Raw genomic sequence first — 21,795 nt, 5'->3', positions numbered from 1 at the left:
GGCCTTCGCTTACTGCATGGAGCGTATCCGTTCGCAGACAGCCTCGCCCACCTGCCGGGTTGAGGCGTTCCCCTTCATATCAGGCGTTTTCGGTCCGCTGGCAATCACTTGCTCGATCGCCGCCAGGATACCGTCATGGGCAGCGGTATAGCGCGCATCGCCTTCCCCAAGGAAATCGAGCATCATCGCGCCTGCCCAGATAGTGGCGACCGGGTTGGCAATGTTCTGGCCGTATATGTCCGGCGCGGAACCGTGGACCGGTTCGAACAGGGAGGGGAAAGTGCGCTCCGGGTTCAGGTTGGCGGAAGGCGCGATGCCAATGGTACCCGTACACGCCGGACCGAGGTCTGACAGAATATCGCCAAACAGGTTTGAGGCGACCACTACGTCAAAGCGTTCCGGCTGCATGACAAACCGGGCGCACAGAATATCGATGTGCTGCTTATCCCAGCGAATAGCGGGAAAGTGCTGCGCCATTGCTTCCACGCGTTCATCCCAGAATGGCATACTGATCGCCAGCCCGTTAGATTTGGTGGCGGAGGTCAGCGTTTTACGCGGGCGACTTTGCGCCAGTTCGAACGCATAGCGCAAAATGCGATCCACGCCGCGGCGGGTAAACACCGACTCCTGGATCACCAGTTCATGTTCGGTGCCCGGATTAACCCGTCCACCCAACGCCGAATATTCGCCTTCAGTATTTTCTCGCACCACGTAGAAATCAATATCGCCAGGCTGCTTGCCCGCGAGCGGGCAGGGCACTCCCGGAAAGAGGCGTACCGGTCGCAGGTTAACGTACTGATCGAATTCACGGCGGAACTTCAGTAGCGATCCCCACAGAGAGATATGATCCGGCACGGTGTCCGGCCAGCCAACCGCGCCAAAATAGATGGCATCAAACGATGACAACTGTGCGTGCCAGTCATCCGGCATCATCTTGCCGTGTTGCTGGTAGTACTCACAGCTGGCCCATTCAAAGGTTTCAATACTCAGAGACAGCCCCCAGCGCTCGCTGGCGGCCTTTAACACCCGTAGCCCTTCCGGCAGAACCTCTTTACCAATGCCGTCTCCGGGGATGGCGGCAATGCGACAGGTTTTGTTCATTTCAGATCTCACTTATCGGCTCAGAAAATTGACTTCACCGCTATCCTATAATTGACTGAACGGCAGTTAATGAGACCAACTGGTGAAACATAAAACACAGATCATGAATAATCTGCCGTTGTTAAATGACTTACGCGTCTTTATGCAGGTTGCCCGGCGCTCGGGATTTGCCGCGGTGGCGCAGGAGATGGGCGTATCGCCTGCCTTCGTCAGCAAACGTATCGCCCTACTGGAACACACGCTCAACGTGGTTCTGCTGCATCGCACCACCCGGCGGGTGAGCATGACCGAAGAGGGCGAGCGCATCTACGCCTGGGCGCAGCGTATTTTGTATGATGTGGATCAGATGATGGACGAGCTTTCTGACGTACGTCAGGTGCCGCAAGGGATGCTGCGGATCATCAGTAGCTTTGGCTTTGGCCGGCGCGTGGTAGCGCCCGCGCTTTCAGCGCTGGCGAAGCAGTATCCCCAGTTGGAATTGCGCTTTGATGTCGAAGATCGGCTGGTGGATCTGGCAAATGAAGGCGTCGATCTGGATATTCGCATTGGCGATGATATCGCGCCGAATCTTATCGCCCGCAAACTGGGTACGAACTATCGTATTCTTTGCGCCTCGCCGTCATTTTTAGCGCAGCACGGCACGCCAAAGCAACTGACGGAGCTGTCCGCCTGTTCCTGTCTGGTAATAAAAGAGCGCGATCATCCATTTGGCGTTTGGCAACTCCAAAATAAAGAGGGGCAGCATGCCATCAAAGTGACAGGTGCGCTGTCGTCGAACCATGGGGAGATCGTTCACCAGTGGTGCCTGGACGGCCAGGGGATTGCGTTACGCTCATGGTGGGATGTCTGTGACAATATTGCCAGCGGTCAACTGGTGCAGGTTCTGCCGGAGTATTATCAACCAGCAAACATCTGGGCCGTTCATGTCTCCCGGCTGGCGAATTCCGCGAAGGTACGAATTACGGTTGAGTTTTTGCGGGATTATTTCGCCGATCGCTATCCGACATTTTCCGTGAAATGAATTCAGGTCATACTGTATAAATAACCAATATTTTGAGCAAAAAAAATGTTTATTACGATTTTCTTCTACAAATAAAAAAAGGCAGAAAGTTCCGCCTTTTTTTCCAGGATTTTTCTGAGCGAAAGCGTTATTTCGACTCTTCCGCTTCTGGCAATGTCACGTTAAGTTCGAGAATAGAAATGTCGCCGTCTTTTTGTTCAAGCTGAACGGTGACCATTTCAGGATCGATTTGTACGTATTTACAAATGACCTCAAGAATATCTTTGCGTAACTGCGGTAAATAATGCGGCTCGGCGTCGCTACGACGACGCTCTGCGACAATAATCTGTAATCGCTCCTTCGCGATGTTGGCTGTACTCTTTTTCCGCGAGAGAAAAAAATCCAGTAATGCCATAACTTATCCTCCGAACAGGCGTTTGAGGAAACCTTTCTTCTCTTCTTCAATGAAGCGGAAAGGACGTTCTTCTCCCAACAGACGATCTACCGTATCGGCATACGCTTTACCCGCGTCTGCATTGATATCCAGAATGACCGGCTCGCCCTGGTTAGAGGCGCGCAGTACAGACTGATCTTCCGGGATCACCCCGACAAGCTTAATGCGCAGGATTTCCAGCACATCTTCCATGCTGAGCATATCGCCTTTATTCACCCGGCCAGGGTTGTAGCGCGTCAGCAGCAGATGTTCTTTGATCGGTTCTTCGCCATTTTCGGCGCGGCGGGATTTCGACGCCAGAATCCCCAGAATGCGGTCGGAGTCACGAACTGAGGAGACTTCCGGGTTCGTGGTGATGATCGCTTCATCGGCGAAGTAGAGCGCCATCAGCGCGCCGGTTTCAATCCCCGCCGGGGAGTCGCAGACTATGAAGTCGAAATCCATCGCTTTCAGATCGTCGAGGACTTTCGCGACGCCTTCGCGGGTCAGGGCGTCTTTATCGCGCGTCTGAGAGGCAGGAAGAATAAAGAGGTTTTCAGTACGTTTGTCCTTGATCAACGCCTGATTCAGCGTCGCATCGCCCTGAATGACGTTGACGAAATCGTAAACGACCCGGCGTTCACACCCCATGATAAGATCGAGGTTACGCAGGCCGATATCAAAATCAATAACGACAGTTTTCTTTCCCTTCTGGGCCAAACCAGTAGCGATGGCCGCGCTGGAGGTGGTTTTGCCAACGCCCCCTTTACCCGAAGTAACTACAATAATGCGTGCCATAGAAATTCCTTGTTAAAAAGGGATCAATTCAACGGTTGAACTGTCAAAGCGTTGTCTGCTAACTGCAAACGGGCCGCTTTGCCATAAAATTCTGCTGGGATTTTATCACTCAGCCAGTAAACACCTGCGATAGAGACCAGTTCTGCCGTCAGATGGGTACAAAAAATTTGCGCTTCCCGATCGCCGCTTGCGCCCGCCAGCGCGCGGCCTCTCATCATGCCGTAGACATGAATATTGCCGTCAGCGATAAGCTCTGCGCCAGCGCTGACGTGACTTGTAACAATCAGATCACATTGTGGTGCATAAATGCGCTGACCGGAACGAACCGGCACATCAATAAATCGCGTTTTTGTGACGGAACCAGCGTTTTGCGCCGGGGCGACAGGGGCGACGGGTTCAGCAGGCGCGGAACGCGCGGCTTTTTCTTTCCCTTCAGTCAATAAGGGAAGGCCCATCTGGTCGATTTCCGCTTTTAAACGGGCGTCTTTGCAGCCGCTGACCCCGATAATCCGCAGTCCTGTGGAGGTCACCACCTCCTGCAGAACCGGCCAGTTTACCGGCGCGTCCAGACCGCTGACGTTAATCACCACCGGGGCGTGTTTTAAAAAAGCGGGAGCCTGAGCGATTTTGTCTTCTAACGCCTGACGAATAACCTCGGGTTCGGCTTCATGCAAATGAACCACTGATAAGGTGAAGCTACTGCCTTTAAGTTCGATGGGCGTGTTTGACATCCTGGCCTTACTCAATTTGCTATTTATCATCCCCGATATGGGATGATATTCCGAAGTCCAGAAGGCATGTTATAGTCACTATTATATTGAGGCAAGTCGCCAACCGTTTAATTCAGAGTAAAATGTATGTTTTGTGTGATCTACAGAAGTACCCGACGTGACCAGACCTATTTATATGTCGAAAAAAAAGACGATTTTTCACGCGTACCTGAAGAGCTGATGAAAGGATTTGGCCAGCCAAAACTGGCAATGATATTGCCGCTGGATGGTCGTAAGAAGTTAGTCAACGCCGATCTGGATAAAGTAAAGCAAGCCTTAGCGGAGCAGGGATATTATTTACAATTGCCTCCGCCGCCGGAAGATTTATTGAAGCAACATCTTTCAGCCTCCTCGCAGCACGCTCCAGAAACGGATAAATAAACGGTATCCGGCGTTAAGCCTTGCCGGTGCCATTACTGACCATCCAGGATGACAGATTAGGGGAAAAGCATGTATCAACATCATAACTGGCAGGGCGCGCTGCTCGACTTCCCGGCAAGCAAAGTGGTTTGCGTAGGCAGCAACTACGCAAAGCATATTAAAGAGATGGGAAGCGCGACGCCGGATGAGCCGGTGCTGTTTATCAAACCGGAAACAGCGCTTTGCGATCTGCGCCAGCCGTTGGCGATTCCAACGGCGATGGGCGCGGTGCATCATGAAGTCGAACTGGCGGTTCTGATTGGCGCTACGTTACGCCAGGCGACGGAAGATCATGTGCGTAAAGCCATTGCCGGTTACGGTGTGGCGCTCGATCTGACGCTGCGCGACATTCAGGGCAAAATGAAGAAGGCGGGGCAGCCATGGGAAAAAGCCAAAGGCTTCGATAATTCTTGCCCGTTGTCGGGGTTTATTCCGGCTGCTGAATTTAACGGCGATCCGCAGGATACGCCGCTTAGCCTGACGGTAAACGGCGAGGTTCGCCAGCAGGGCACGACCGCCGACATGATCCATAAAATCGTGCCGCTGATTGCGTATATGAGTAAATTCTTTACCCTGAAGGCTGGAGACGTTGTGTTGACCGGAACCCCGGAAGGCGTCGGGCCGCTTGCCAGCGGCGACGAGCTGGAGATTCATTTCAACGGCCATTCCCTTACGACTCGCGTTCTGTAAAAGCTATTTGCCGCCTTTTTCGGGCGGCAAAACTTGCATCAGCGTGCCAGACTGGTTATAAGGTGCAGCTTTACAGCAATGGCGGATACCCTGATGAGCGATTTACCTTTCTGGCAAAGTAAAACCCTGGATGAAATGACCGATGCCGAATGGGAGTCGCTCTGTGATGGCTGTGGTCAGTGCTGTCTGCATAAGCTGATGGACGAAGACACTGACGAAATCTATTTTACCAATGTCGCCTGCCGACAGTTAAACATCAAAACCTGCCAGTGTCGCAACTACGAACGCCGTTTCGAATACGAGCCTGACTGCATCAAACTCACGCGTGATAATTTGCCGACTTTTGAATGGCTGCCGATGACCTGTGCGTATCGTTTACTGGCGGAAGGGAAAGGGTTACCCGCGTGGCACCCGCTGCTGACGGGGTCAAAAGCGGCGATGCACGGCGAACGCATCTCGGTGCGCCATATTGCGGTAAAAGAGTCAGAAGTCCGCGACTGGCAGGACCATATTCTGAATAAACCTGAATGGGCGGACTGAGCCGCCCATGCTGAGAGCGGATGTTAGGCGTTTTTCGCCTGATACATCTGCTCGCCTTCGTGATCTTCGTCGACCCAGAAGTTGATATTAAACTGAGCGTCATCGCTCAACTCGACCCGGTGCCAGTACTGCGGTGGGCTGGTGGCGAACTGGCCGGCGTTGATCACCACTTTCACTTCCGGTTCTTTTGCTTCTTCGTTAGCGAAACCGTAATAGGTGACCGTCCCTTCCATGACACACAATTGACCGAAAACGCCGGCGGCAGTGTTGTGGTGGGAGAGAAGCGCTGCGGGGACGTTATCTTTGGTGAAAAATGGGGTTGAACGTTTGATTTTCCAGTTTGCCGGGATGCGTAGATGTGACATAAGGACTCCCCCTGGTGGGCTTTATAAGATGTATTTAATATACATCTTATAAAGCGTCGCACGCAATGATTTTCCGGCAAAAAAAACGCCCCCGGGTGGGAGCGTTGCGGATTAACGACCAAACAGATCGCGTCTTTTCGGCTTAAACGGCTGCGCGATTAACACCAGAATCGCCACCACCAGATAAGCGGCAAAAATGCCCAACAACCACTGCGGCATTTCGAGGCTTAAAAATTCCCACTGACGTTCCGCACAGTCGCCAGAGGCAACAAACACTTGCGGCAACCATTTATCCAGCGGCAGCCAGCCCGGGAAGCGCGCCATAAAATCACAGGTCATGAAGGGGGAAGGATGTAACTGAATCATGGTGTGTTCCCATGCCAGTTGAACGCCGCGGATGGCGCTGTAGATCCAAATCACCAGCGCGACATAGCGTAACGGCGTTTTCGGCGCGATGGCGCCGACTAACCCGGCGCCCATGATGCCAAACAGCGCGCAGCGTTCGTAAATGCACAACACACACGGTTTAAGTAGCATGACATGCTGAAACCACAGCGCGACCAGTTCGAGCGCCAGGGCAGTCAATGCCATCAGTAACCATGCGCCCCGACCCCGTGAGCACTGGTTCAAAAATCGCAACATAGTTATTTCCCTGCAATATGCGTAGACACGGCAGTGTAAACCAATTCAATAACTGCGCCACCAGGAGAAAATGAAATATTGTGTAATTGGATAATTATCACGCAAAAAGGCAAACCGGGCAGTGAAATGCCCGGTAAGTTGTTATGGAAGTGTAGCTAAAAGGCCGATCCGGGTCATCCATTCGGTGTACGGGGCGAGAGTGAACTCCACGCACAGCAGACCCACCAGCGTCAGAACAACGGTATAAGGCAGCGCCATCCACACCATCCGACCATAAGAGAGGCGAATCAATGGCGCAAGGGCAGAAGTCAACAGGAACAGGAAGGCCGCCTGGCCATTTGGTGTGGCGACCGACGGCAGGTTGGTGCCAGTATTAATGGCCACCGCCAGCAGTTCAAACTGTTGCAGTGAGATCGCGCCGCTTTCCATCGCCGCTTTGGCTTCGTTGATGTAAATCGTGCCGACGAAGACGTTATCGGAGATCGAAGAGAGCAGCCCGTTAAACAGATAAAACAGCGTTAACTGGGCATGCTCCGACGCCTGCAGGACATACTGGATGATCGGCGTAAACAGATGCTGGTCAATGATCACGGCGACAATCGAGAAAAACACGGTCAGCAGGGCGGTAAAGGGCAGTGACTCGGTAAACGCTTTGCCGATGGCGTGCTCGTCAGTTACGCCGGTTAGCGAGGTCGCTAAAATAATGACCGACAGGCCAATCAGCCCCACTTCCGCCAGATGCAGCGCCAGGGCAACCACCAGCCAGACGCCGATAATCGCCTGCACCACCAGTTTCAGTCGGTCCTGACGGGTGCGCTGATGGCGGTTTTGATCGTCAAACTGCTGCAAGACTTCACGCACTTTTTCCGGCAGCGTTTCGCCATAACCAAACCAGCGCATTTTCTCTACCAATACGCAGGTCAGCAGGCCGCAAATCAGCACGGGGAGGGTGACAGGCGACATGCGCAGAAAGAAGTCGCCAAAGTGCCAGCCGGCGGCTTTTGCAATAATCAGGTTCTGCGGTTCGCCCACCATGGTCATCACGCCGCCAAGCGCGGTCCCAACGCCTGCGTGCATCATCAGGCTGCGTAAAAAGCCGCGAAACTGCTCCAGCACCGTTTTGTAATGCTGATCGATATGGCTGTCGTCCAGAATATCGTTATCTTCACCGCGCGCGGAGGCCACACGGTGATAAATACCGTAAAAGCCAACGGCAACGCTGATCACGACGGCAACCACGGTAAGCGCATCAAGGAAAGCCGAAAGAAAGGCGGCGGCAATGCAGAAGGCCAGCGATAGCATGGTTTTGGAGCGAATACTCAACAGCAGGCGGGTAAAAATAAACAGCAGTAACTGCTTCATAAAGTAGATGCCCGCCACCATAAACATCAGCAGCAGCAGGACTTCCAGATTGGCCGCGACTTCTTCGCGCACATGGGCGGCGCTGGTCATGCCGATCATCACCGCTTCAATCGCCAGCAGCCCGCCCGGCAGCAGCGGGTAGCATTTCAGCGCCATGGCCAGCGTGAAGATAAATTCCGCTACTAGCAACCATCCCGCTACGAAGGGGTTGATCATGAAAATCAGCGGGTTAACGATCAGAAATATCAGTAGAGCGAGTTTGTACCAGTCTGGCGACTGGCCTAAAAAGTTGCGCCAGAATGCGCGACCCCAGGAGATCTCCATGGCGGTTTCCCTTACCTAATTAAATGAAATGATGTTTTTATGTTTAGCCGCAAAGCTTAGCGGTCAGCGGTAAACCAGGCAAGTCCTTAACCTTATATACCGGCGCAGCGTTATCCGGAAAATGAAGCCTTGATCCCCTTTTTCTTTGTTGCCTGCGCTATCGGGGTTGTAACCCGTCTGGTATGATGAGTGTAACTATGTTTTGCTGTGTAATGGAAATCTCACTATGGTCATTAAGGCGCAGAGCCCGGCGGGTTTCGCGGAAGAGTACATCATTGAAAGTATCTGGAATAACCGCTTCCCCCCGGGCACTATTCTGCCTGCTGAACGTGAACTCTCCGAGCTGATCGGGGTGACGCGTACCACTTTACGTGAAGTGCTTCAGCGTCTGGCGCGTGATGGTTGGTTGACCATTCAGCACGGCAAACCGACGAAGGTGAATAATTTCTGGGAAACGTCCGGGCTGAACATTCTTGAAACCCTGGCGCGTCTCGATCATGAAAGCGTTCCGCAACTGATTGATAATCTACTGTCGGTGCGAACCAACATCTCAACGATCTTTATCCGCACCGCATTTCGTCAGCATCCTGACAAAGCTCAGGAAGTGCTGGCGACAGCGCAGGAAGTTGCCGACCACGCCGACGCCTTTGCGGAACTTGATTACAACATTTTCCGCGGCCTGGCGTTTGCCTCCGGCAACCCGATTTACGGCCTGATCCTCAACGGCATGAAAGGGCTGTACACCCGTATCGGGCGTCACTATTTCGCGAATCCGGAAGCGCGCAGCCTGGCGCTGGGGTTCTATCACAAGCTGTCGCAACTCTGCCTGCAAGGCGCGCACGATCAGGTGTATGAAACGGTACGCCGCTACGGTCACGACAGCGGCGAGATCTGGCACCGGATGCAGAAAAACCTGCCGGGCGATCTCGCGATTCAGGGGCGATAGGTCATAAAAGAAAAACCTCTCTGCAGAGAGGTTTTTTGCGTTTATCCAACCCTGCGGGCGACAGGGCGATTATAAACTGTTCACCCTCGCCGGGCAGCGTTCCAGTAGCTCAACGCTGCCGTCTTCGTTCTGCTGTTCCAGCGTTACGTCAAATCCCCATAGCCGATGCACGTGCTTCAGCACCTCTTTACGACCCTTGTCCAGCGGCGCGCGGTTGTGCGGAATGTAGCGTAGCGTCAGAGAGCGATCGCCGCGCAGATCGACATTCCACACCTGGATATTTGGCTCAAGATTGCTCAGGTTATATTGTGACGACAGGCGATTGCGGATTTCACGGTAGCCTTCCTCGTTATGAATCGCAGAGATTTCCAGATAGTTATGCCGATCGTCGTCCAGCACCGTAAAGAAGCGGAAATCACGCATCACCTTCGGCGACAGGAACTGGCTAATGAAGCTTTCATCTTTAAAGTCGCGCATCGCGAAATGCAGCGTCTCCAGCCAGTCTGATCCCGCCATATCGGGGAACCAGTAGCGATCTTCTTCCGTTGGCGACTGACAGATGCGCTTGATGTCCTGGAACATCGCAAAGCCCAGCGCATAGGGATTAATACCGCTGTACCATGGGCTGTTATAGGGCGGCTGGAACACCACGTTAGTGTGGCTGTGCAAAAATTCCAGCATAAAGCGCTCGGTGACTTTGCCTTCGTCATAAAGATGATTCAGGATCGTATAGTGCCAGAAGGTGGCCCAGCCTTCGTTCATCACCTGGGTCTGCTTCTGCGGATAGAAATACTGGCTCACTTTGCGCACGATACGCAGGATCTCACGCTGCCAGGACTCCAGCAGTGGCGCGTTCTTCTCCATAAAGTAGAGCAAGTTCTCCTGCGGCTCCGACGGATAACGTCGCGCCTCGGCCACCGTTTTTTCTTCCTCTTTCTTCGGCAGTGTACGCCACAGCATGTTTACCTGGCTTTGCAGATATTCTTCACGGCTTTTCTGACGGGCTTTCTCCTCCTGCAAAGAGATTTTTTGCGGACGCTTGTAGCGATCAACCCCGTAATTCATCAGCGCATGACAGGAGTCCAGCAATTTTTCCACCTCATCAACGCCGTAACGCTCTTCGCACTGAGTGATGTAATTGCGGGCAAAAATCAGATAATCAACAATCGAGCTGGCGTCGGTCCAACTGCGGAACAGATAATTGTTTTTGAAGAAAGAGTTATGCCCGTAGCAGGCGTGAGCCATTACCAGCGCCTGCATGGTAATGGTGTTCTCTTCCATCAGATAAGCGATACACGGGTTCGAGTTAATGACAATCTCATAGGCCAGACCCTGCTGCCCGTGTTTATACAATCTTTCGGTTTCGATAAACTTTTTGCCAAATGACCAGTGCGGATAATTGATCGGCATCCCGACGCTGGAATAGGCGTCCATCATCTGCTCGGAGGTGATGACCTCAATCTGGTGCGGATAGGTGTCCAGTCTGTAGAGTTTTGCCACGCGGTCTATTTCTGCCAGGTAAACATCCAGCAGATCAAACGTCCAGTCGGGTCCATCGCTCAACCGTGTGGTGTCCTTGTTCATGGAATCAATCGTAGCCATTCGCGCACCCTCATTGTTGGCGGCGCTCTCTGTGTGGAGCACCTCATTTCAAGCATAGAACACCCTGTTAAAAACCGTGTTGGCGATGCGATCTTTTCTTCGCGATTTCTGCTGGTTATCCCGCCAGAAATTGCCATCGCTACGCTATTTTATGCTGGATAAAAATGCGGCATAGCAGGAGATGCCAAACAACCGCTATCACCCTGCAATCGGCTATCTGTGAGGCAGGTCACCATAAAAAAGCCATATGTTGAATAATATTTTCATCTGGGTTATCAAGATGTAATTAGAAGATTGTTCTTTTACTGTTAACGGAGTGGCTATGCGAGTTGTCATACTGGGAAGTGGCGTCGTTGGCGTGACCAGCGCCTGGTATTTATGTCAGGCCGGGCATGAGGTGACCGTCATCGATCGTGAACCCGGTCCGGCGCTGGAAACCAGTGCCGCGAACGCTGGACAGATTTCACCAGGCTATGCCGCCCCCTGGGCGGCGCCAGGCGTTCCTTTAAAGGCAATTAAATGGATGTTCCAGCGCCACGCGCCGCTGGCCGTGCGTCTGGACGGTTCGCCGTTTCAACTTAAATGGATGTGGCAAATGCTGCGGAACTGCGACACCCGCCACTACATGGAAAACAAAGGCCGCATGGTGCGTCTCGCGGAGTACAGCCGCGACTGTCTGAAAGCGCTGCGTGCGTCAACCGGGATTCAGTACGAAGGACGTCAGGGCGGAACGCTACAACTCTTCCGCACCGAACAGCAGTATGAAAACGCCACTCGGGATATCGCGGTGCTGGAAGACGCGGGCGTACCGTACCAGTTGCTGGAGTCTGCCCGGCTGGCGGAAGTGGAACCGGCGCTGGCGGAAGTGGCGCATAAGCTGACCGGCGGGCTGCGGTTGCCGAACGACGAAACGGGCGACTGCCAGCTTTTTACCCAGCGACTGGCGCAAATGGCTGAACAGGCTGGCGTCACGTTCCGTTTCAACACGCCGGTGGACAAGCTGCTCTGTGAAGGCGAGCGTATCTATGGCGTGAAGTGCGGCGACGAAATCATCAAAGCCGATGCGTATGTGATGGCCTTTGGCTCCTATTCCACGGCGATGCTGAAAGGCATTGTCGATATTCCGGTGTATCCGCTGAAAGGCTATTCGCTGACGATCCCTGTGGCGGAAGAGGACGGCGCGCCTGTTTCGACTATTCTTGATGAAACCTACAAAATCGCCATTACCCGTTTCGATCAGCGCATTCGTGTCGGGGGCATGGCGGAAATCGTCGGCTTTAATACCGAACTGCTCCAGCCGCGTCGGGAGACGCTGGAGATGGTGGTGCGCGATCTCTACCCGCGCGGTGGACGCATTGAACAGGCCACATTCTGGACCGGGCTGCGCCCAATGACGCCGGATGGTACGCCGGTCGTGGGGCGAACCCGCTTTAAAAATCTGCTGCTGAATACCGGACACGGGACGCTGGGGTGGACCATGGCCTGCGGCTCCGGACAGCTCCTGAGCGATATCCTCTCTGGCCGCACGCCCGCGATCCCGTATGAGGATTTGAGCGTGGCGCGTTACAGCCCGGGGTATACGCCATCCCGGCCACAGCAACTTCATGGCGCACATCACTGATAAGGATGCGAAATGACCCGCCCTATACTGGCCAGCCTTGACCTGCAGGCGATGAAACAGAATTTGAGTATTGTCCGTCAGGCTGCACCGAACGCCCGCGTCTGGTCAGTGGTTAAAGCCAACGCCTACGGACATGGCATTGAACGTATCTGGAATGCGTTAGGCGGCACCGATGGGTTTGCGCTGCTCAATTTAGAAGAAGCGATAACCCTGCGAGAGCGCGGCTGGAAAGGACCGATCCTGATGCTGGAAGGCTTCTTTCATGCAGACGATCTGACCGTATACGATACCTGGAGGCTGACAACGTGCGTACACAGCAACTGGCAGTTGAAGGCAATCCAGAACGCCAAACTCAACGCGCCGCTGGATGTGTACGTGAAAGTGAATTCCGGGATGAACCGACTTGGTTTTCTACCGGAACGGTTGCAGACAGTCTGGCAACAACTGCGGGCCATGCCGAACGTCGGCGAGATGACGCTGATGTCGCATTTTGCCGATGCTGAACACCCTGACGGCATCAATGAGGCGATGGCGCGGATTGCGCAGGCGACGGAAGGGCTGGAATGCCGCCGTTCGCTTGCGAATTCTGCGGCAACCTTGTGGCATCCGGAAGCCCACGGCGACTGGGTGCGACCGGGGATTATTCTGTACGGAGCGTCGCCTTCCGGCCAGTGGCGTGATATCGCCAATACCGGGCTGAAACCCGTCATGTCCCTTTGCAGCGAAATCATCGGCGTGCAGACGTTGAAAGCCGGCGACCGGGTTGGTTACGGCGGGCGTTTCACAGCCCAGCACGAACAGCGGATCGGTATTGTCGCGGCGGGGTATGCCGACGGCTATCCGCGCCACGCCCCAACGGGAACGCCGGTTCTGGTTGACGGCGTGCGCACGATGACGGTGGGTACGGTCTCTATGGATATGCTGGCGGTGGATTTAACGCCCTGTCCGCAGGCGGGGATTGGCACGCCGGTTGAGCTTTGGGGCAAAGAGATTAAGATTGACGACGTCGCCGCTGCCGCCGGCACAGTCGGTTATGAGCTAATGTGCGCTCTGGCGCTGCGCGTGCCGGTTGTGACGGTGTAACTTATTGAACGATGCCGGGCGACGGCTACGCGTGTCCGGCATCGCCATCGTTATTCTTCGTCTTCTTCTCCCGCCACGCGCACCCCGACTTTGCGCACTGCGTTATCTTCTTTTTCGGCGACCGTCCAGATCATGCCGGCAAATTCAACCTGGTCGCCCACGACTGGCGCGGCGCCGAGCAACTGCTGGACAATTTCACCCAGCGTCTGCTGTTTGTCGCGATACTCGGTTCCGTCTTCCAGCCCGTAAATCAGCGCCACATCGGCGAATTTCGCGCTCGCTTCCAGAATGAAATCACCGAAGAAACGCTGGTCCAGCGCCACCGGCGGTGACTGGCTGAACAGTTTCCCCAGCGCAGGCAAATCGCGTTCGCGTCCTATCACGCAGAGCACATCGCCTTCCTGTAAACGGGTGCTGCCGGTTGGGTGAAACAGCTCATTGTTGCGGAACAGCGCTGCAATGCGCGTCTCCTGCGGCATATGCAGATCGCGAAGGGCCGCGCCCACACACCATTTGTCGGCGCTGAGCTGGTAGACAAACTGCTCCCAGGGGTTTTCCGGATGAATATCCAGCCCCACCCGGGAAACCGGCCAACCCACGGGCGGCACCACGACCTTCGCTTTTTTCGCCGCCCACGAGAGCGAGGTGCCCTGAAACAGCAACGAGATCAGCACCACGAAGAAGGCGACGTTGAAAAACAGGCGCGCGTTGTCCAGACCGGCCATCATCGGAAACACCGCAAGAATGATGGGAACCGCGCCGCGCAGTCCAACCCAACTGATGAATACCCGCTCGCGCAGGTTAAAGCCGCGGAACGGCAGTAACCCGGCAAAAACCGAAATGGGACGGGCAAAGAAAATCATCCACGCCGACAGCATCAGCGCCGGGACGGCTATGGGCAGCAGGTCAGACGGCGTAACGAGCAGTCCCAGTACGAGGAACATGGCAATTTGCGCCAGCCAGGCCAGCCCATCGAAGTTTTGCAGTATCGCGTAACGGTTGCGGATCGGGCGGTTGCCCAGCAAAAAGCCGCACAGGTACACCGCCAGGATCCCGCTGCCGTCCAGCGCGGTGGTTAAGGCGAAAATCAGGATCCCGCCGCTCAGCGCCAGCAGCGGATACAGTCCGCCGGGCAGGGAGATGCGGTTGATCATCTGTTGAAGCAGGTAGCCGCCGCCTAAGCCAAGCGCGATCCCGAGACCAAACTGCTGAATGATATGGACCGCGAACATCCAGCTCAGGCCGGTCTCATGCTGCTGGATCATCTCAATCAGGGTAATGGTGAGGAATACCGCCATCGGATCGTTACTGCCGGATTCGATTTCCAGCGTTGAGCCCACGCGTTCGTTCAGCCCCTTGCCGCCGAGCAGCGAAAAAACCGCCGCGGCGTCGGTAGAGCCGACAATCGCGCCAATCAGCAAGCCTTCGATCAGGTCCAGCTTAAACAGCCACGCCGCCATCATGCCGGTCAAGCCAGAGGTGATCAGCACGCCGACGGTCGCCAGCGACAGCGCCGGACCCAGCGCGACGCGAAAGGAACTGGCCTGGGTACGCATCCCGCCATCCAGCAGGATAATCGCCAGCGCCAGGTTACTGACCATATATGCAAACGGATAGTTGTCGAACGGTATACCGCCCACGCCATCAACGCCTGCCAGCATGCCGATGGCGAGGAAAATAACCAGAATGGGGATACCGAGACGTGACGAAAATGAACTGAGTAAGATACTGCTGGTGACGAGGACGGACCCCAGGATAAAAAGACTGATTATTGCAGTGGCGTCCAACGGTCGTATTCTCCTCAATTATGCTTTTTTATTCATTAAGCCTAACATATTAACGACCGTTCCCGCGGATTAGTTAGCCCTCGCCAGCGCTTTTTTTAAGATTTCAACACCGGATGACCGGACAGCGTAAGCTGAGCGCCATTGGCGTCATTACGCAAAACCGCATGCGCACCCAGCGGCAGCGTCACGGTGCGTTGTTCGTGGCCAAAATCAAGCCCGGTGATGAGCGGAATAGCGAGGCGTTCGCGTAAGAATGCATAGACGGCGTTGAGATCGTATCCCGCGTCATACTCATTTGGCGCGCTACCGCTAAAGCTACCCAGCACAATGGCGTTCTGACGGTTGAGGATGCCCGCGTCAAAGAGTTGCAGTAGCATACGCTCAACGCGGAAGGGGTGCTCGTTGATATCTTCCAGCACCAGAATACCGTTTTCAATTTTCGGCATCCACGGCGTGCCGATGAGGGAAATCAGCATCGCCAGGTTACCGCCCCAGAGAGTGCCTTCGGTATGACACGCCGGGCCTTCGCTGCGCCACGCCACTGAATACACCGCGTTACGTAGCGCCCGCCAGAAATGATCTTCCGTAAAACGGTCCAGCTCCGGCGCGCCAAAATTGCCTGCCAGCATCGGACCGCTGAAGGTAATGACCTTACCCAACGCCAGCAAACCGCACTGGATCGCCGTAAAATCGCTGTGTCCGCATATGAGCAGCGGATCCTGCTGCTGACGCGCGGCCAGCGCCTGCCAGTCGATATGCGCCAGCAGACGGCTCGCGCCGTACCCGCCGCGCACCGGCATGACGATAGTACCAGGCATCGTCAGGTTAACCAGTTCAGTGATATCCGCCAGGCGCTCCGCTTCGGTACCGGCAAAACGCTGATAACGTCGTCCAACCACGGCGGTATTTTCTACCTGGTGACCAGCCTGTTCCAGACGTTGAATACCCAGTGAAGCCGCTTGCTGATTAATGCAATAGCCCGAAGGGGCAATTAAGTGAAACCGGGACATGGCAATTCCTTGCTACAACAGAAACCTAATGTATATCATGCCGCCTATAGTAGAACGTTTTGCCGGATAACGCCTGGCTTATCCGGCCTGCATTGTTGTATTGACGCCGAATAAACGCCCGATGCGTCGGCCATAAGGACAGATGACGTGAAATTGAGATGGTTTGCTTTTTTGATTGTGCTGCTTGCTGGCTGTAGTTCAAAACCCGATTATAAAAATCCGCCGTGGAACCCGGAAGTGCCGGTAAAACGGGCAATGCAGTGGATGCCGATCAGTGAGAAAGCCGGCGCAGCCTGGGGTGTCAGCCCGAAGCTGATTACCGCGATTATCGCCATTGAATCCGGCGGCAACCCCAGTGTGGTAAGCAAATCCAACGCCGTCGGGCTAATGCAGCTTAAGGCGTCCACCTCCGGGCGCGATGTGTACCGCCGTATGGGCTGGAGCGGCGAGCCTTCCACCAGCGAACTGAAAAACCCGGAGCGTAACATTTCGATGGGCGCCGCTTACCTGAGCATTCTGGAAAACGGTCCGCTCGCAGGCATCGAAGACCCGCAGGTGATGCAGTACGCGCTGGTGGTTTCGTATGCGAACGGCGCGGGTGCGCTGCTGCGTACCTTCTCCTCCGACCGTAAAAAGGCGATCGAAAAAATTAACGATCTGGATGCGGACGAATTTTTTGAGCATGTCGTCGATAACCATCCCGCGCCGCAGGCGCCGCGCTATATCTGGAAGCTACAACGCGCGCTGGACGCGATGTAATTATGTGCCCAGGTTGCGGGATTTCGACGGGTTATCGGCAGGGCGCGGTAGAACCTAAGACAACCCTTATCTATACCACAAGGAATAATTGCACTGCCCGGTTCGGCGTGGATCAACGACTTGCCTATACTTAGCGTACGGGCGCAAGAAGGTGTTGCGTGTGGTTTCACTGAACAGAGGGCCTCAACATGGGGATCATTGCCTGGATTGTTTTCGGTCTGATTGCCGGTGTTATTGCCAAACTGCTGATGCCGGGGCGCGACGGCGGCGGGTTTATTCTCACCTGCATACTCGGTATTGTGGGGGCGGTAGTGGGGGGCTGGCTGGCGACCATGTTCGGCATTGGCGGCAGCATCAGCGGTTTTAATCTGCACAGTTTCCTCGTCGCGGTGGTGGGCGCCGTTGTGGTGCTGGGTGTTTTCCGGCTTGTACGGCGCGACTAACCTTCGGCACAACGGCTCCTGCGGGAGCCGTTGTTTTATGCGAAAAAATATACCGTAGAAAGAGTGTTGTTGATTTGCAAATAAAAATGAGAATAATTGCTATTCCTATTTCATATTATAACGATTCTCATGATGATAACCCCTTCACGCTTTCGCTTGCGCGCGCTCTCTGGCTGTATCTCACTGGCTCTGACCACTTCCTGTTATGCCGCAGAGGCAGACGAAGCCACTATCGTGGTGTCCGCGTCGGGGCAGGAGAGCTTGCTGCCTGCCTGGACCAACAGCGCGACCAAATCCGCAGTGCCTGAAAGTAAGACGCCGCAGGTGATTAATACTCTCGATAAAAAAGAAATCACGCTGCGCCATGCAACGTCGGTTAACGAGATATTGCGCTACGCACCGGGCGTGTCAACGGAAATGCGCGGCAATACGACCTACATGAGCGAGTACAAAATCCGCGGTTTCACCGTCGATCAAGAGTACTACAATGGCTTACAGTTGCCGTATAACGTCACGGGCAACACTAAAGCGCGCATCGATCCGCTGCTCATTGAACATGTCGATATTCTCAAAGGCCCCGCGTCGGTGCTGTACGGCAACGGCTCGCCGGGCGGGCTGGTGAATATTCAGGGCAAGACGCCGCAGGCGGAGCAGAAAACGGAGTTGGGTGTTATGACCGGTACGCGCAACCTGAAAGAAGGGTATCTGGACGCAACGGGAAACATCCGTGACAGCGACTGGAATTATCGCCTGCTCGGGAAAGCGACGGAAGGGAACGATCAGCCATATACCACGCGCTATGAAGATTACCTGCTTGCACCCTCCGTGAGCTGGCAGCCGGACGGCAGAACGCGTCTGACGCTGGATGCGCTGGTACAAAATACGCCGTCGCTGTCGCCGTCGAATCCATTGCCTATCGCATATCTGCGCTCCGGTTATGCCGACCGTCGGGACTTTGCAGGCGATAAGTGGAGCGGCTTCAAACAACGTCAGTGGATGCTGGGCTACCATCTCGAACATGCGTTCGAGAGCGGCTGGGGATTCAGCCAGAAAGCGCGGTATTTTGACGTCGATACCCACCAGCGCAGCGTCTATGCCACCGGCAATGGCGTCAACCCGGTCTGGATGCTCGATCGCTTTGCCTACACCACTGATGAAGATCTTAAGAGCGTTAACATTGATAACCAGTTAACCAAAACGGTGCTGTTGGGCGACTGGCAGCATCACCTGCTGGCCGGTTTCGACTACCAGAAACTCGACAGCCATTATTTCTATCGTTATGCCAGCGCCACGCCGGGCATTGACATGCGCCATCCGGATTTCCACCAGATTCATACTGACGATCTCGGCCTGTACACCGCGCAAAAAAATCGTCTTTCTTACCAACAAAATGGTTACTATCTCCAGGACCAGATCGTCTTTGGCGGCGTAAACCTGCTGGCCAGTATCCGCTACGATGACTATCGCTCGACGACCGCTGACGCGCTGCAGAACGGCGAGAAAACGTGGATCTCCCAGGATCGGGTGACCAAACGTATTGGCGCGCTGTACGCTTTTGCTAACGGACTATCCCCGTTTATCAGCTATTCTGAAGGCTTCAGGCCGATTTCGCCGCAGGGCTCGCTGACGACCAAAGACGTGAAGCCGACCACCAGCAAACAGGTGGAGGGCGGGGTGAAGTATCTGCTGGCTGACTATGCCACCACCTTTACCGCTTCGGTATTCACTATTCGTCAGAAAAATGTCCTTTCGGCGACGCCAACATGGGATTACCGCCAGACTGGCGAAATTGAGTCAAAAGGCGCTGAGCTGTCCCTCATCAGTCGTCCTGCTGACAACGTCACGCTGATCGCCAACTACGCCTACACCCATGCGATTAATACGAAAGATGAAAGCTACGAAGGAAAACGGCCCACTCAGGTACCGGAAAACGCCTTTACGCTGTGGGGCGATTACACCTTCGATAGCACTGCGCTACGCGGGCTCACGCTGGGCGCTGGCGCGCGCTACACCGGACCGATGGAGATTTCGCCGGATAACACAGCCGGGAAGCTGGGCGGCACGACGCAGTACGATCTGGCAATGTCTTACCGCCTGGGCGAAGCGCTACCTTCGCTCAGCGGCGTGACGCTAAAGGCCAGCGCGCAGAATGTCACTAATAAAGAGACCTTCAGTTGCTACGACAGCACCAACTGTTGGATCGGGCGCGACCGGACTGTTCAGGTTGGCGCCAGCTACAGTTTCTGACAGAGATCTGCGAACCGGCCTGGCGCCCCAGGCCGGTTCGCGCCATGATTACGGCGTGGCTTGTGTTTGCGCGTTTTCAGCGCTTGTCGGCTGAACGGCAGGCCGGGTGGAGGGGACGCTGTCGCAGGGTTTTTCCTGCGGACAGATCAGGTCGAGCATTTTCAGCGTGACGCCGTTCGTCCAGCCAAACCCATCCTGCAGCGGATATTCACCGCCGCCACCGCCGGTGCCAGTGCTGCTGACGTCATACTTCTCTACCAACTTCTGTTCCCGATCGTAGGTGTGCTGAACATTAGTCAGGAAACGCCAGGTCACCTCCATCGCCACTTTTTCCTGCCCGTAGTTCTGCAATCCTTCGGTGGCGACCCACTGGAGCGGCGCCCAGCCGTTTGGCGCATCCCATTGCTGACCGCTTTTCACCGACGTAGTGGCAAGGCCGCCAGGCTGGAGCAGGTGCGCCTGGGTAGCGACGGCCATTTTGTGGGCGCGATCTTTCGCGGCGGCATTGACGTACAGCGGGAACAGCGCGGCGGCGGTAAGCGGATTACGTACCTGTTTGCTCTTAAGATCGTAGTCGGCGTACCAGCCCTCTTTGTCGTTCCACAGGTAATGTTCGATGGCTTTCTGACGTTCGTTCGCTAACCGATCATAATGACTGGCCTGTGCGTCGTCGCCTGCTGCTTTGCTCGCGCGGGCGAGGATTTTTTCCATCTTGTAAAGCAGGGAGTTGAGATCCACGGGCACAATGCTGGTGGTCCGAATCGTACCGAGCTGCTGCGGATCATCCATCCAGCGCGAGCTGAAATCCCAGCCAGAGGCCGCAGCCGAACGCAGATCGCGGTAGATTTCCGTGGCCGGACGATTGGGGTTGCTTTTCGCGGTGGCGATATCCTCCACCCAGGATTCGGGGCGCGGCGTATCCCGGTCGTCCCAGTAGCGATTGAGTACGGCACCGTCATCCAGTTTCACCACCCGCTTATGCTGTTGGCCTGGCTGTAACGTGTCGACGCCTTCCATCCAGTAGCTGTACTCTTTTTGTAACTGCGGCAAATATTTTTTCAGCGTGTCATCGCCTTCATGCTGCGCCAGTAATTCGACCATCAAAGAAAAGAAGGGCGGTTGCGAGCGGCTCAGATAATAGGTGCGGTTACCGTTCGGGATATGCCCGAAGGCGTCAATTTCCCAGGCGAAGTTCGCCACCATATCGGCAATTTTGTCCCAGTGACCGCTTTCGGCCAGCCCCAGCATGGTGAAATAGCTGTCCCAGTAGTAGATCTCGCGAAAGCGCCCGCCGGGCACCACATAAGGTTCAGGCAGCGGCAGCAGGGAGTCCCATTTACCCGCGCTTTCGGTTGAACGGGTCAGTACCGGCCACAGTCCGTCAATATGTTCGCGCAGCGACTGCCCCGCTGGCGGGACATATTTTTCCCCTTCTTTCGGTAAGGTGAAGTTGACGTTGACGAAGTGGCGCAGGTCAAAGCTGGACTGGTTTTTCTGCATCCGATAGTCCGCAAGGATGGTCAGCGGATCGTTATTCGGTACGGCGTCAGCAAAGGTTTTCTGATCGGGAAACAATTTTGCGTTTTGCACATCATTAAACAGGGGACCGAGCAAAATGTCGGGCGGCTGCGGCGGGTTGGTCATCGGTTCTTCTGCATTGGCCGACAATGAGGCAAAGGTGAGAAGGGTGCCGGTCAGCGCCAGTTTAATGGCCCAGGATAGCGCGCCTGTATGGCGAACAGCAGGGGTAAGCATTGAATAATCTCCTTAGTGCGTACCGGATTACGGCATTTATCATGAGAAAATCGTAGTTCAGGATCGCCTGCTGCGCGTCGTTGAAGCCGCATTTTGC

General features: G+C 54.9%; 21 protein-coding genes. 10 read left to right on the top strand and 11 right to left on the bottom strand.

Features of this window, described 5'->3' with window-relative positions; genetic code table 11:
- Positions 1-9: 9 nt before the first annotated feature.
- Entirely contained in the window at positions 10-1,101 is a 1,092-nt protein-coding gene (locus tag HVX72_RS12430) for a tartrate dehydrogenase (protein WP_060569609.1), read from the bottom strand.
- Positions 1,102-1,204: 103 nt separating this feature from the next.
- Between HVX72_RS12430 and HVX72_RS12425 the strand changes: the two genes are divergently transcribed.
- Positions 1,205-2,122 (top strand): LysR substrate-binding domain-containing protein, encoded by a 918-nt coding sequence (locus HVX72_RS12425; protein WP_181823274.1) that lies wholly within the window; start codon positions 1,205-1,207, stop codon positions 2,120-2,122.
- A 127-nt stretch (positions 2,123-2,249) separates the two neighbouring features.
- On the opposite strand, the gene minE is transcribed toward HVX72_RS12425, so the two are convergent.
- The 3 genes from minE to minC are packed head-to-tail and all read right to left on the bottom strand — an operon-like array spanning position 2,250 to position 4,063.
- A complete protein-coding gene (gene minE, locus HVX72_RS12420) occupies positions 2,250-2,516 on the bottom strand; it encodes a cell division topological specificity factor MinE (protein ID WP_001185666.1) in 267 nt (88 codons plus the stop codon).
- A gap of 3 nt (positions 2,517-2,519) precedes the next feature.
- Positions 2,520-3,332, bottom strand: coding sequence for a septum site-determining protein MinD (gene minD, locus HVX72_RS12415; RefSeq protein WP_042287710.1), 813 nt, complete (start codon positions 3,330-3,332; stop codon positions 2,520-2,522).
- A gap of 23 nt (positions 3,333-3,355) precedes the next feature.
- The gene (gene minC / locus HVX72_RS12410) at positions 3,356-4,063 is read right to left on the bottom strand and encodes a septum site-determining protein MinC (protein ID WP_042287708.1); all 708 of its coding nucleotides are present in this window, start codon (positions 4,061-4,063) and stop codon (positions 3,356-3,358) included.
- 126 nt (positions 4,064-4,189) lie between these two features.
- Here minC and HVX72_RS12405 point away from each other — a divergent pair, with 126 nt between their 5' ends.
- From HVX72_RS12405 to HVX72_RS12395, 3 genes are all read left to right on the top strand, one after another.
- Complete coding sequence (locus HVX72_RS12405; RefSeq protein WP_042287705.1) at positions 4,190-4,483, top strand: YcgL domain-containing protein; 294 nt, start codon at positions 4,190-4,192, stop codon at positions 4,481-4,483.
- Positions 4,484-4,552: 69 nt separating this feature from the next.
- Complete coding sequence (locus tag HVX72_RS12400) at positions 4,553-5,212, top strand: fumarylacetoacetate hydrolase family protein (RefSeq protein WP_042287702.1); 660 nt, start codon at positions 4,553-4,555, stop codon at positions 5,210-5,212.
- A gap of 93 nt (positions 5,213-5,305) precedes the next feature.
- Entirely contained in the window at positions 5,306-5,752 is a 447-nt protein-coding gene (locus HVX72_RS12395) for a YcgN family cysteine cluster protein (RefSeq protein ID WP_060569797.1), read from the top strand.
- A 23-nt stretch (positions 5,753-5,775) separates the two neighbouring features.
- Here the strand turns inward: HVX72_RS12395 and HVX72_RS12390 are convergent, their stop codons facing one another.
- From HVX72_RS12390 to nhaB, 3 genes are all read right to left on the bottom strand, one after another.
- Entirely contained in the window at positions 5,776-6,117 is a 342-nt protein-coding gene (locus tag HVX72_RS12390) for a DUF1971 domain-containing protein (protein ID WP_042287700.1), read from the bottom strand.
- Positions 6,118-6,228: 111 nt separating this feature from the next.
- Complete coding sequence (gene dsbB, locus HVX72_RS12385) at positions 6,229-6,759, bottom strand: disulfide bond formation protein DsbB (protein WP_042287698.1); 531 nt, start codon at positions 6,757-6,759, stop codon at positions 6,229-6,231.
- A 141-nt stretch (positions 6,760-6,900) separates the two neighbouring features.
- Positions 6,901-8,445, bottom strand: a complete 1,545-nt coding sequence (gene nhaB / locus HVX72_RS12380) for a Na(+)/H(+) antiporter NhaB (RefSeq protein ID WP_042287696.1) — start codon at positions 8,443-8,445, stop codon at positions 6,901-6,903.
- Between the two features lie 226 nt (positions 8,446-8,671).
- Between nhaB and fadR the strand changes: the two genes are divergently transcribed.
- Positions 8,672-9,391 carry a fatty acid metabolism transcriptional regulator FadR gene (gene fadR / locus HVX72_RS12375; RefSeq protein ID WP_042287694.1) on the top strand — a complete coding sequence of 240 codons (720 nt, stop codon included), beginning with the start codon at positions 8,672-8,674 and terminating at the stop codon, positions 9,389-9,391.
- Positions 9,392-9,460: 69 nt separating this feature from the next.
- On the opposite strand, the gene HVX72_RS12370 is transcribed toward fadR, so the two are convergent.
- The gene (locus HVX72_RS12370) at positions 9,461-10,993 is read right to left on the bottom strand and encodes a SpoVR family protein (RefSeq protein ID WP_042287691.1); all 1,533 of its coding nucleotides are present in this window, start codon (positions 10,991-10,993) and stop codon (positions 9,461-9,463) included.
- A 322-nt stretch (positions 10,994-11,315) separates the two neighbouring features.
- Here HVX72_RS12370 and HVX72_RS12365 point away from each other — a divergent pair, with 322 nt between their 5' ends.
- Together HVX72_RS12365 and dadX are read left to right on the top strand one after the other, a co-directional pair.
- A complete protein-coding gene (locus tag HVX72_RS12365) occupies positions 11,316-12,614 on the top strand; it encodes a D-amino acid dehydrogenase (protein ID WP_042287690.1) in 1,299 nt (432 codons plus the stop codon).
- A gap of 12 nt (positions 12,615-12,626) precedes the next feature.
- Positions 12,627-13,697 carry a catabolic alanine racemase DadX gene (gene dadX, locus HVX72_RS12360; RefSeq protein WP_181821465.1) on the top strand — a complete coding sequence of 357 codons (1,071 nt, stop codon included), beginning with the start codon at positions 12,627-12,629 and terminating at the stop codon, positions 13,695-13,697.
- Between the two features lie 50 nt (positions 13,698-13,747).
- On the opposite strand, the gene HVX72_RS12355 is transcribed toward dadX, so the two are convergent.
- A complete protein-coding gene (locus tag HVX72_RS12355) occupies positions 13,748-15,484 on the bottom strand; it encodes a potassium/proton antiporter (RefSeq protein ID WP_042287685.1) in 1,737 nt (578 codons plus the stop codon).
- Between the two features lie 95 nt (positions 15,485-15,579).
- Positions 15,580-16,494 (bottom strand): muramoyltetrapeptide carboxypeptidase, encoded by a 915-nt coding sequence (gene ldcA, locus HVX72_RS12350; protein WP_042287682.1) that lies wholly within the window; start codon positions 16,492-16,494, stop codon positions 15,580-15,582.
- 147 nt (positions 16,495-16,641) lie between these two features.
- Between ldcA and emtA the strand changes: the two genes are divergently transcribed.
- The 3 genes from emtA (at position 16,642) to HVX72_RS12335 (ending at position 19,943) form a co-directional block, all read left to right on the top strand.
- The gene (emtA, locus tag HVX72_RS12345) at positions 16,642-17,253 is read left to right on the top strand and encodes a membrane-bound lytic murein transglycosylase EmtA (protein WP_042287680.1); all 612 of its coding nucleotides are present in this window, start codon (positions 16,642-16,644) and stop codon (positions 17,251-17,253) included.
- A gap of 188 nt (positions 17,254-17,441) precedes the next feature.
- Positions 17,442-17,696 carry a GlsB/YeaQ/YmgE family stress response membrane protein gene (locus HVX72_RS12340; RefSeq protein ID WP_042287677.1) on the top strand — a complete coding sequence of 85 codons (255 nt, stop codon included), beginning with the start codon at positions 17,442-17,444 and terminating at the stop codon, positions 17,694-17,696.
- A gap of 135 nt (positions 17,697-17,831) precedes the next feature.
- The gene (locus tag HVX72_RS12335) at positions 17,832-19,943 is read left to right on the top strand and encodes a TonB-dependent siderophore receptor (RefSeq protein WP_249418880.1); all 2,112 of its coding nucleotides are present in this window, start codon (positions 17,832-17,834) and stop codon (positions 19,941-19,943) included.
- Between the two features lie 48 nt (positions 19,944-19,991).
- On the opposite strand, the gene HVX72_RS12330 is transcribed toward HVX72_RS12335, so the two are convergent.
- Positions 19,992-21,698, bottom strand: a complete 1,707-nt coding sequence (locus tag HVX72_RS12330) for an alpha,alpha-trehalase (RefSeq protein WP_060569612.1) — start codon at positions 21,696-21,698, stop codon at positions 19,992-19,994.
- Positions 21,699-21,795: the final 97 nt, after the last annotated feature.

Source organism: Citrobacter sp. RHB21-C05 (assembly GCF_013889015.1).
Taxonomy (GTDB): Bacteria; Pseudomonadota; Gammaproteobacteria; order Enterobacterales; family Enterobacteriaceae; genus Citrobacter_A; species Citrobacter_A sedlakii.
Note: the sequence above shows the minus strand (reverse complement) of the source record. Positions and strands in the feature narration are given on the sequence as shown.

Bases quoted from the DNA above. Each gene is read 5' to 3' on its own strand.
- HVX72_RS12340 (WP_042287677.1), top strand. From the start codon at position 17,442: ATGGGGATCATTGCCTGGATTGTTTTCGGTCTGATTGCCGGTGTTATT.
- HVX72_RS12390 (WP_042287700.1), bottom strand. From the start codon at position 6,117: ATGTCACATCTACGCATCCCGGCAAACTGGAAAATCAAACGTTCAACC.
- HVX72_RS12430 (WP_060569609.1), bottom strand. From the start codon at position 1,101: ATGAACAAAACCTGTCGCATTGCCGCCATCCCCGGAGACGGCATTGGT.
- fadR (WP_042287694.1), top strand. From the start codon at position 8,672: ATGGTCATTAAGGCGCAGAGCCCGGCGGGTTTCGCGGAAGAGTACATC.
- minD (WP_042287710.1), bottom strand. From the start codon at position 3,332: ATGGCACGCATTATTGTAGTTACTTCGGGTAAAGGGGGCGTTGGCAAA.
- dsbB (WP_042287698.1), bottom strand. From the start codon at position 6,759: ATGTTGCGATTTTTGAACCAGTGCTCACGGGGTCGGGGCGCATGGTTA.
- HVX72_RS12400 (WP_042287702.1), top strand. From the start codon at position 4,553: ATGTATCAACATCATAACTGGCAGGGCGCGCTGCTCGACTTCCCGGCA.
- HVX72_RS12425 (WP_181823274.1), top strand. From the start codon at position 1,205: ATGAATAATCTGCCGTTGTTAAATGACTTACGCGTCTTTATGCAGGTT.
- dadX (WP_181821465.1), top strand. From the start codon at position 12,627: ATGACCCGCCCTATACTGGCCAGCCTTGACCTGCAGGCGATGAAACAG.
- HVX72_RS12330 (WP_060569612.1), bottom strand. From the start codon at position 21,698: ATGCTTACCCCTGCTGTTCGCCATACAGGCGCGCTATCCTGGGCCATT.
- HVX72_RS12395 (WP_060569797.1), top strand. From the start codon at position 5,306: ATGAGCGATTTACCTTTCTGGCAAAGTAAAACCCTGGATGAAATGACC.
- HVX72_RS12370 (WP_042287691.1), bottom strand. From the start codon at position 10,993: ATGGCTACGATTGATTCCATGAACAAGGACACCACACGGTTGAGCGAT.
- minC (WP_042287708.1), bottom strand. From the start codon at position 4,063: ATGTCAAACACGCCCATCGAACTTAAAGGCAGTAGCTTCACCTTATCA.
- HVX72_RS12365 (WP_042287690.1), top strand. From the start codon at position 11,316: ATGCGAGTTGTCATACTGGGAAGTGGCGTCGTTGGCGTGACCAGCGCC.
- HVX72_RS12405 (WP_042287705.1), top strand. From the start codon at position 4,190: ATGTTTTGTGTGATCTACAGAAGTACCCGACGTGACCAGACCTATTTA.
- minE (WP_001185666.1), bottom strand. From the start codon at position 2,516: ATGGCATTACTGGATTTTTTTCTCTCGCGGAAAAAGAGTACAGCCAAC.
- ldcA (WP_042287682.1), bottom strand. From the start codon at position 16,494: ATGTCCCGGTTTCACTTAATTGCCCCTTCGGGCTATTGCATTAATCAG.
- nhaB (WP_042287696.1), bottom strand. From the start codon at position 8,445: ATGGAGATCTCCTGGGGTCGCGCATTCTGGCGCAACTTTTTAGGCCAG.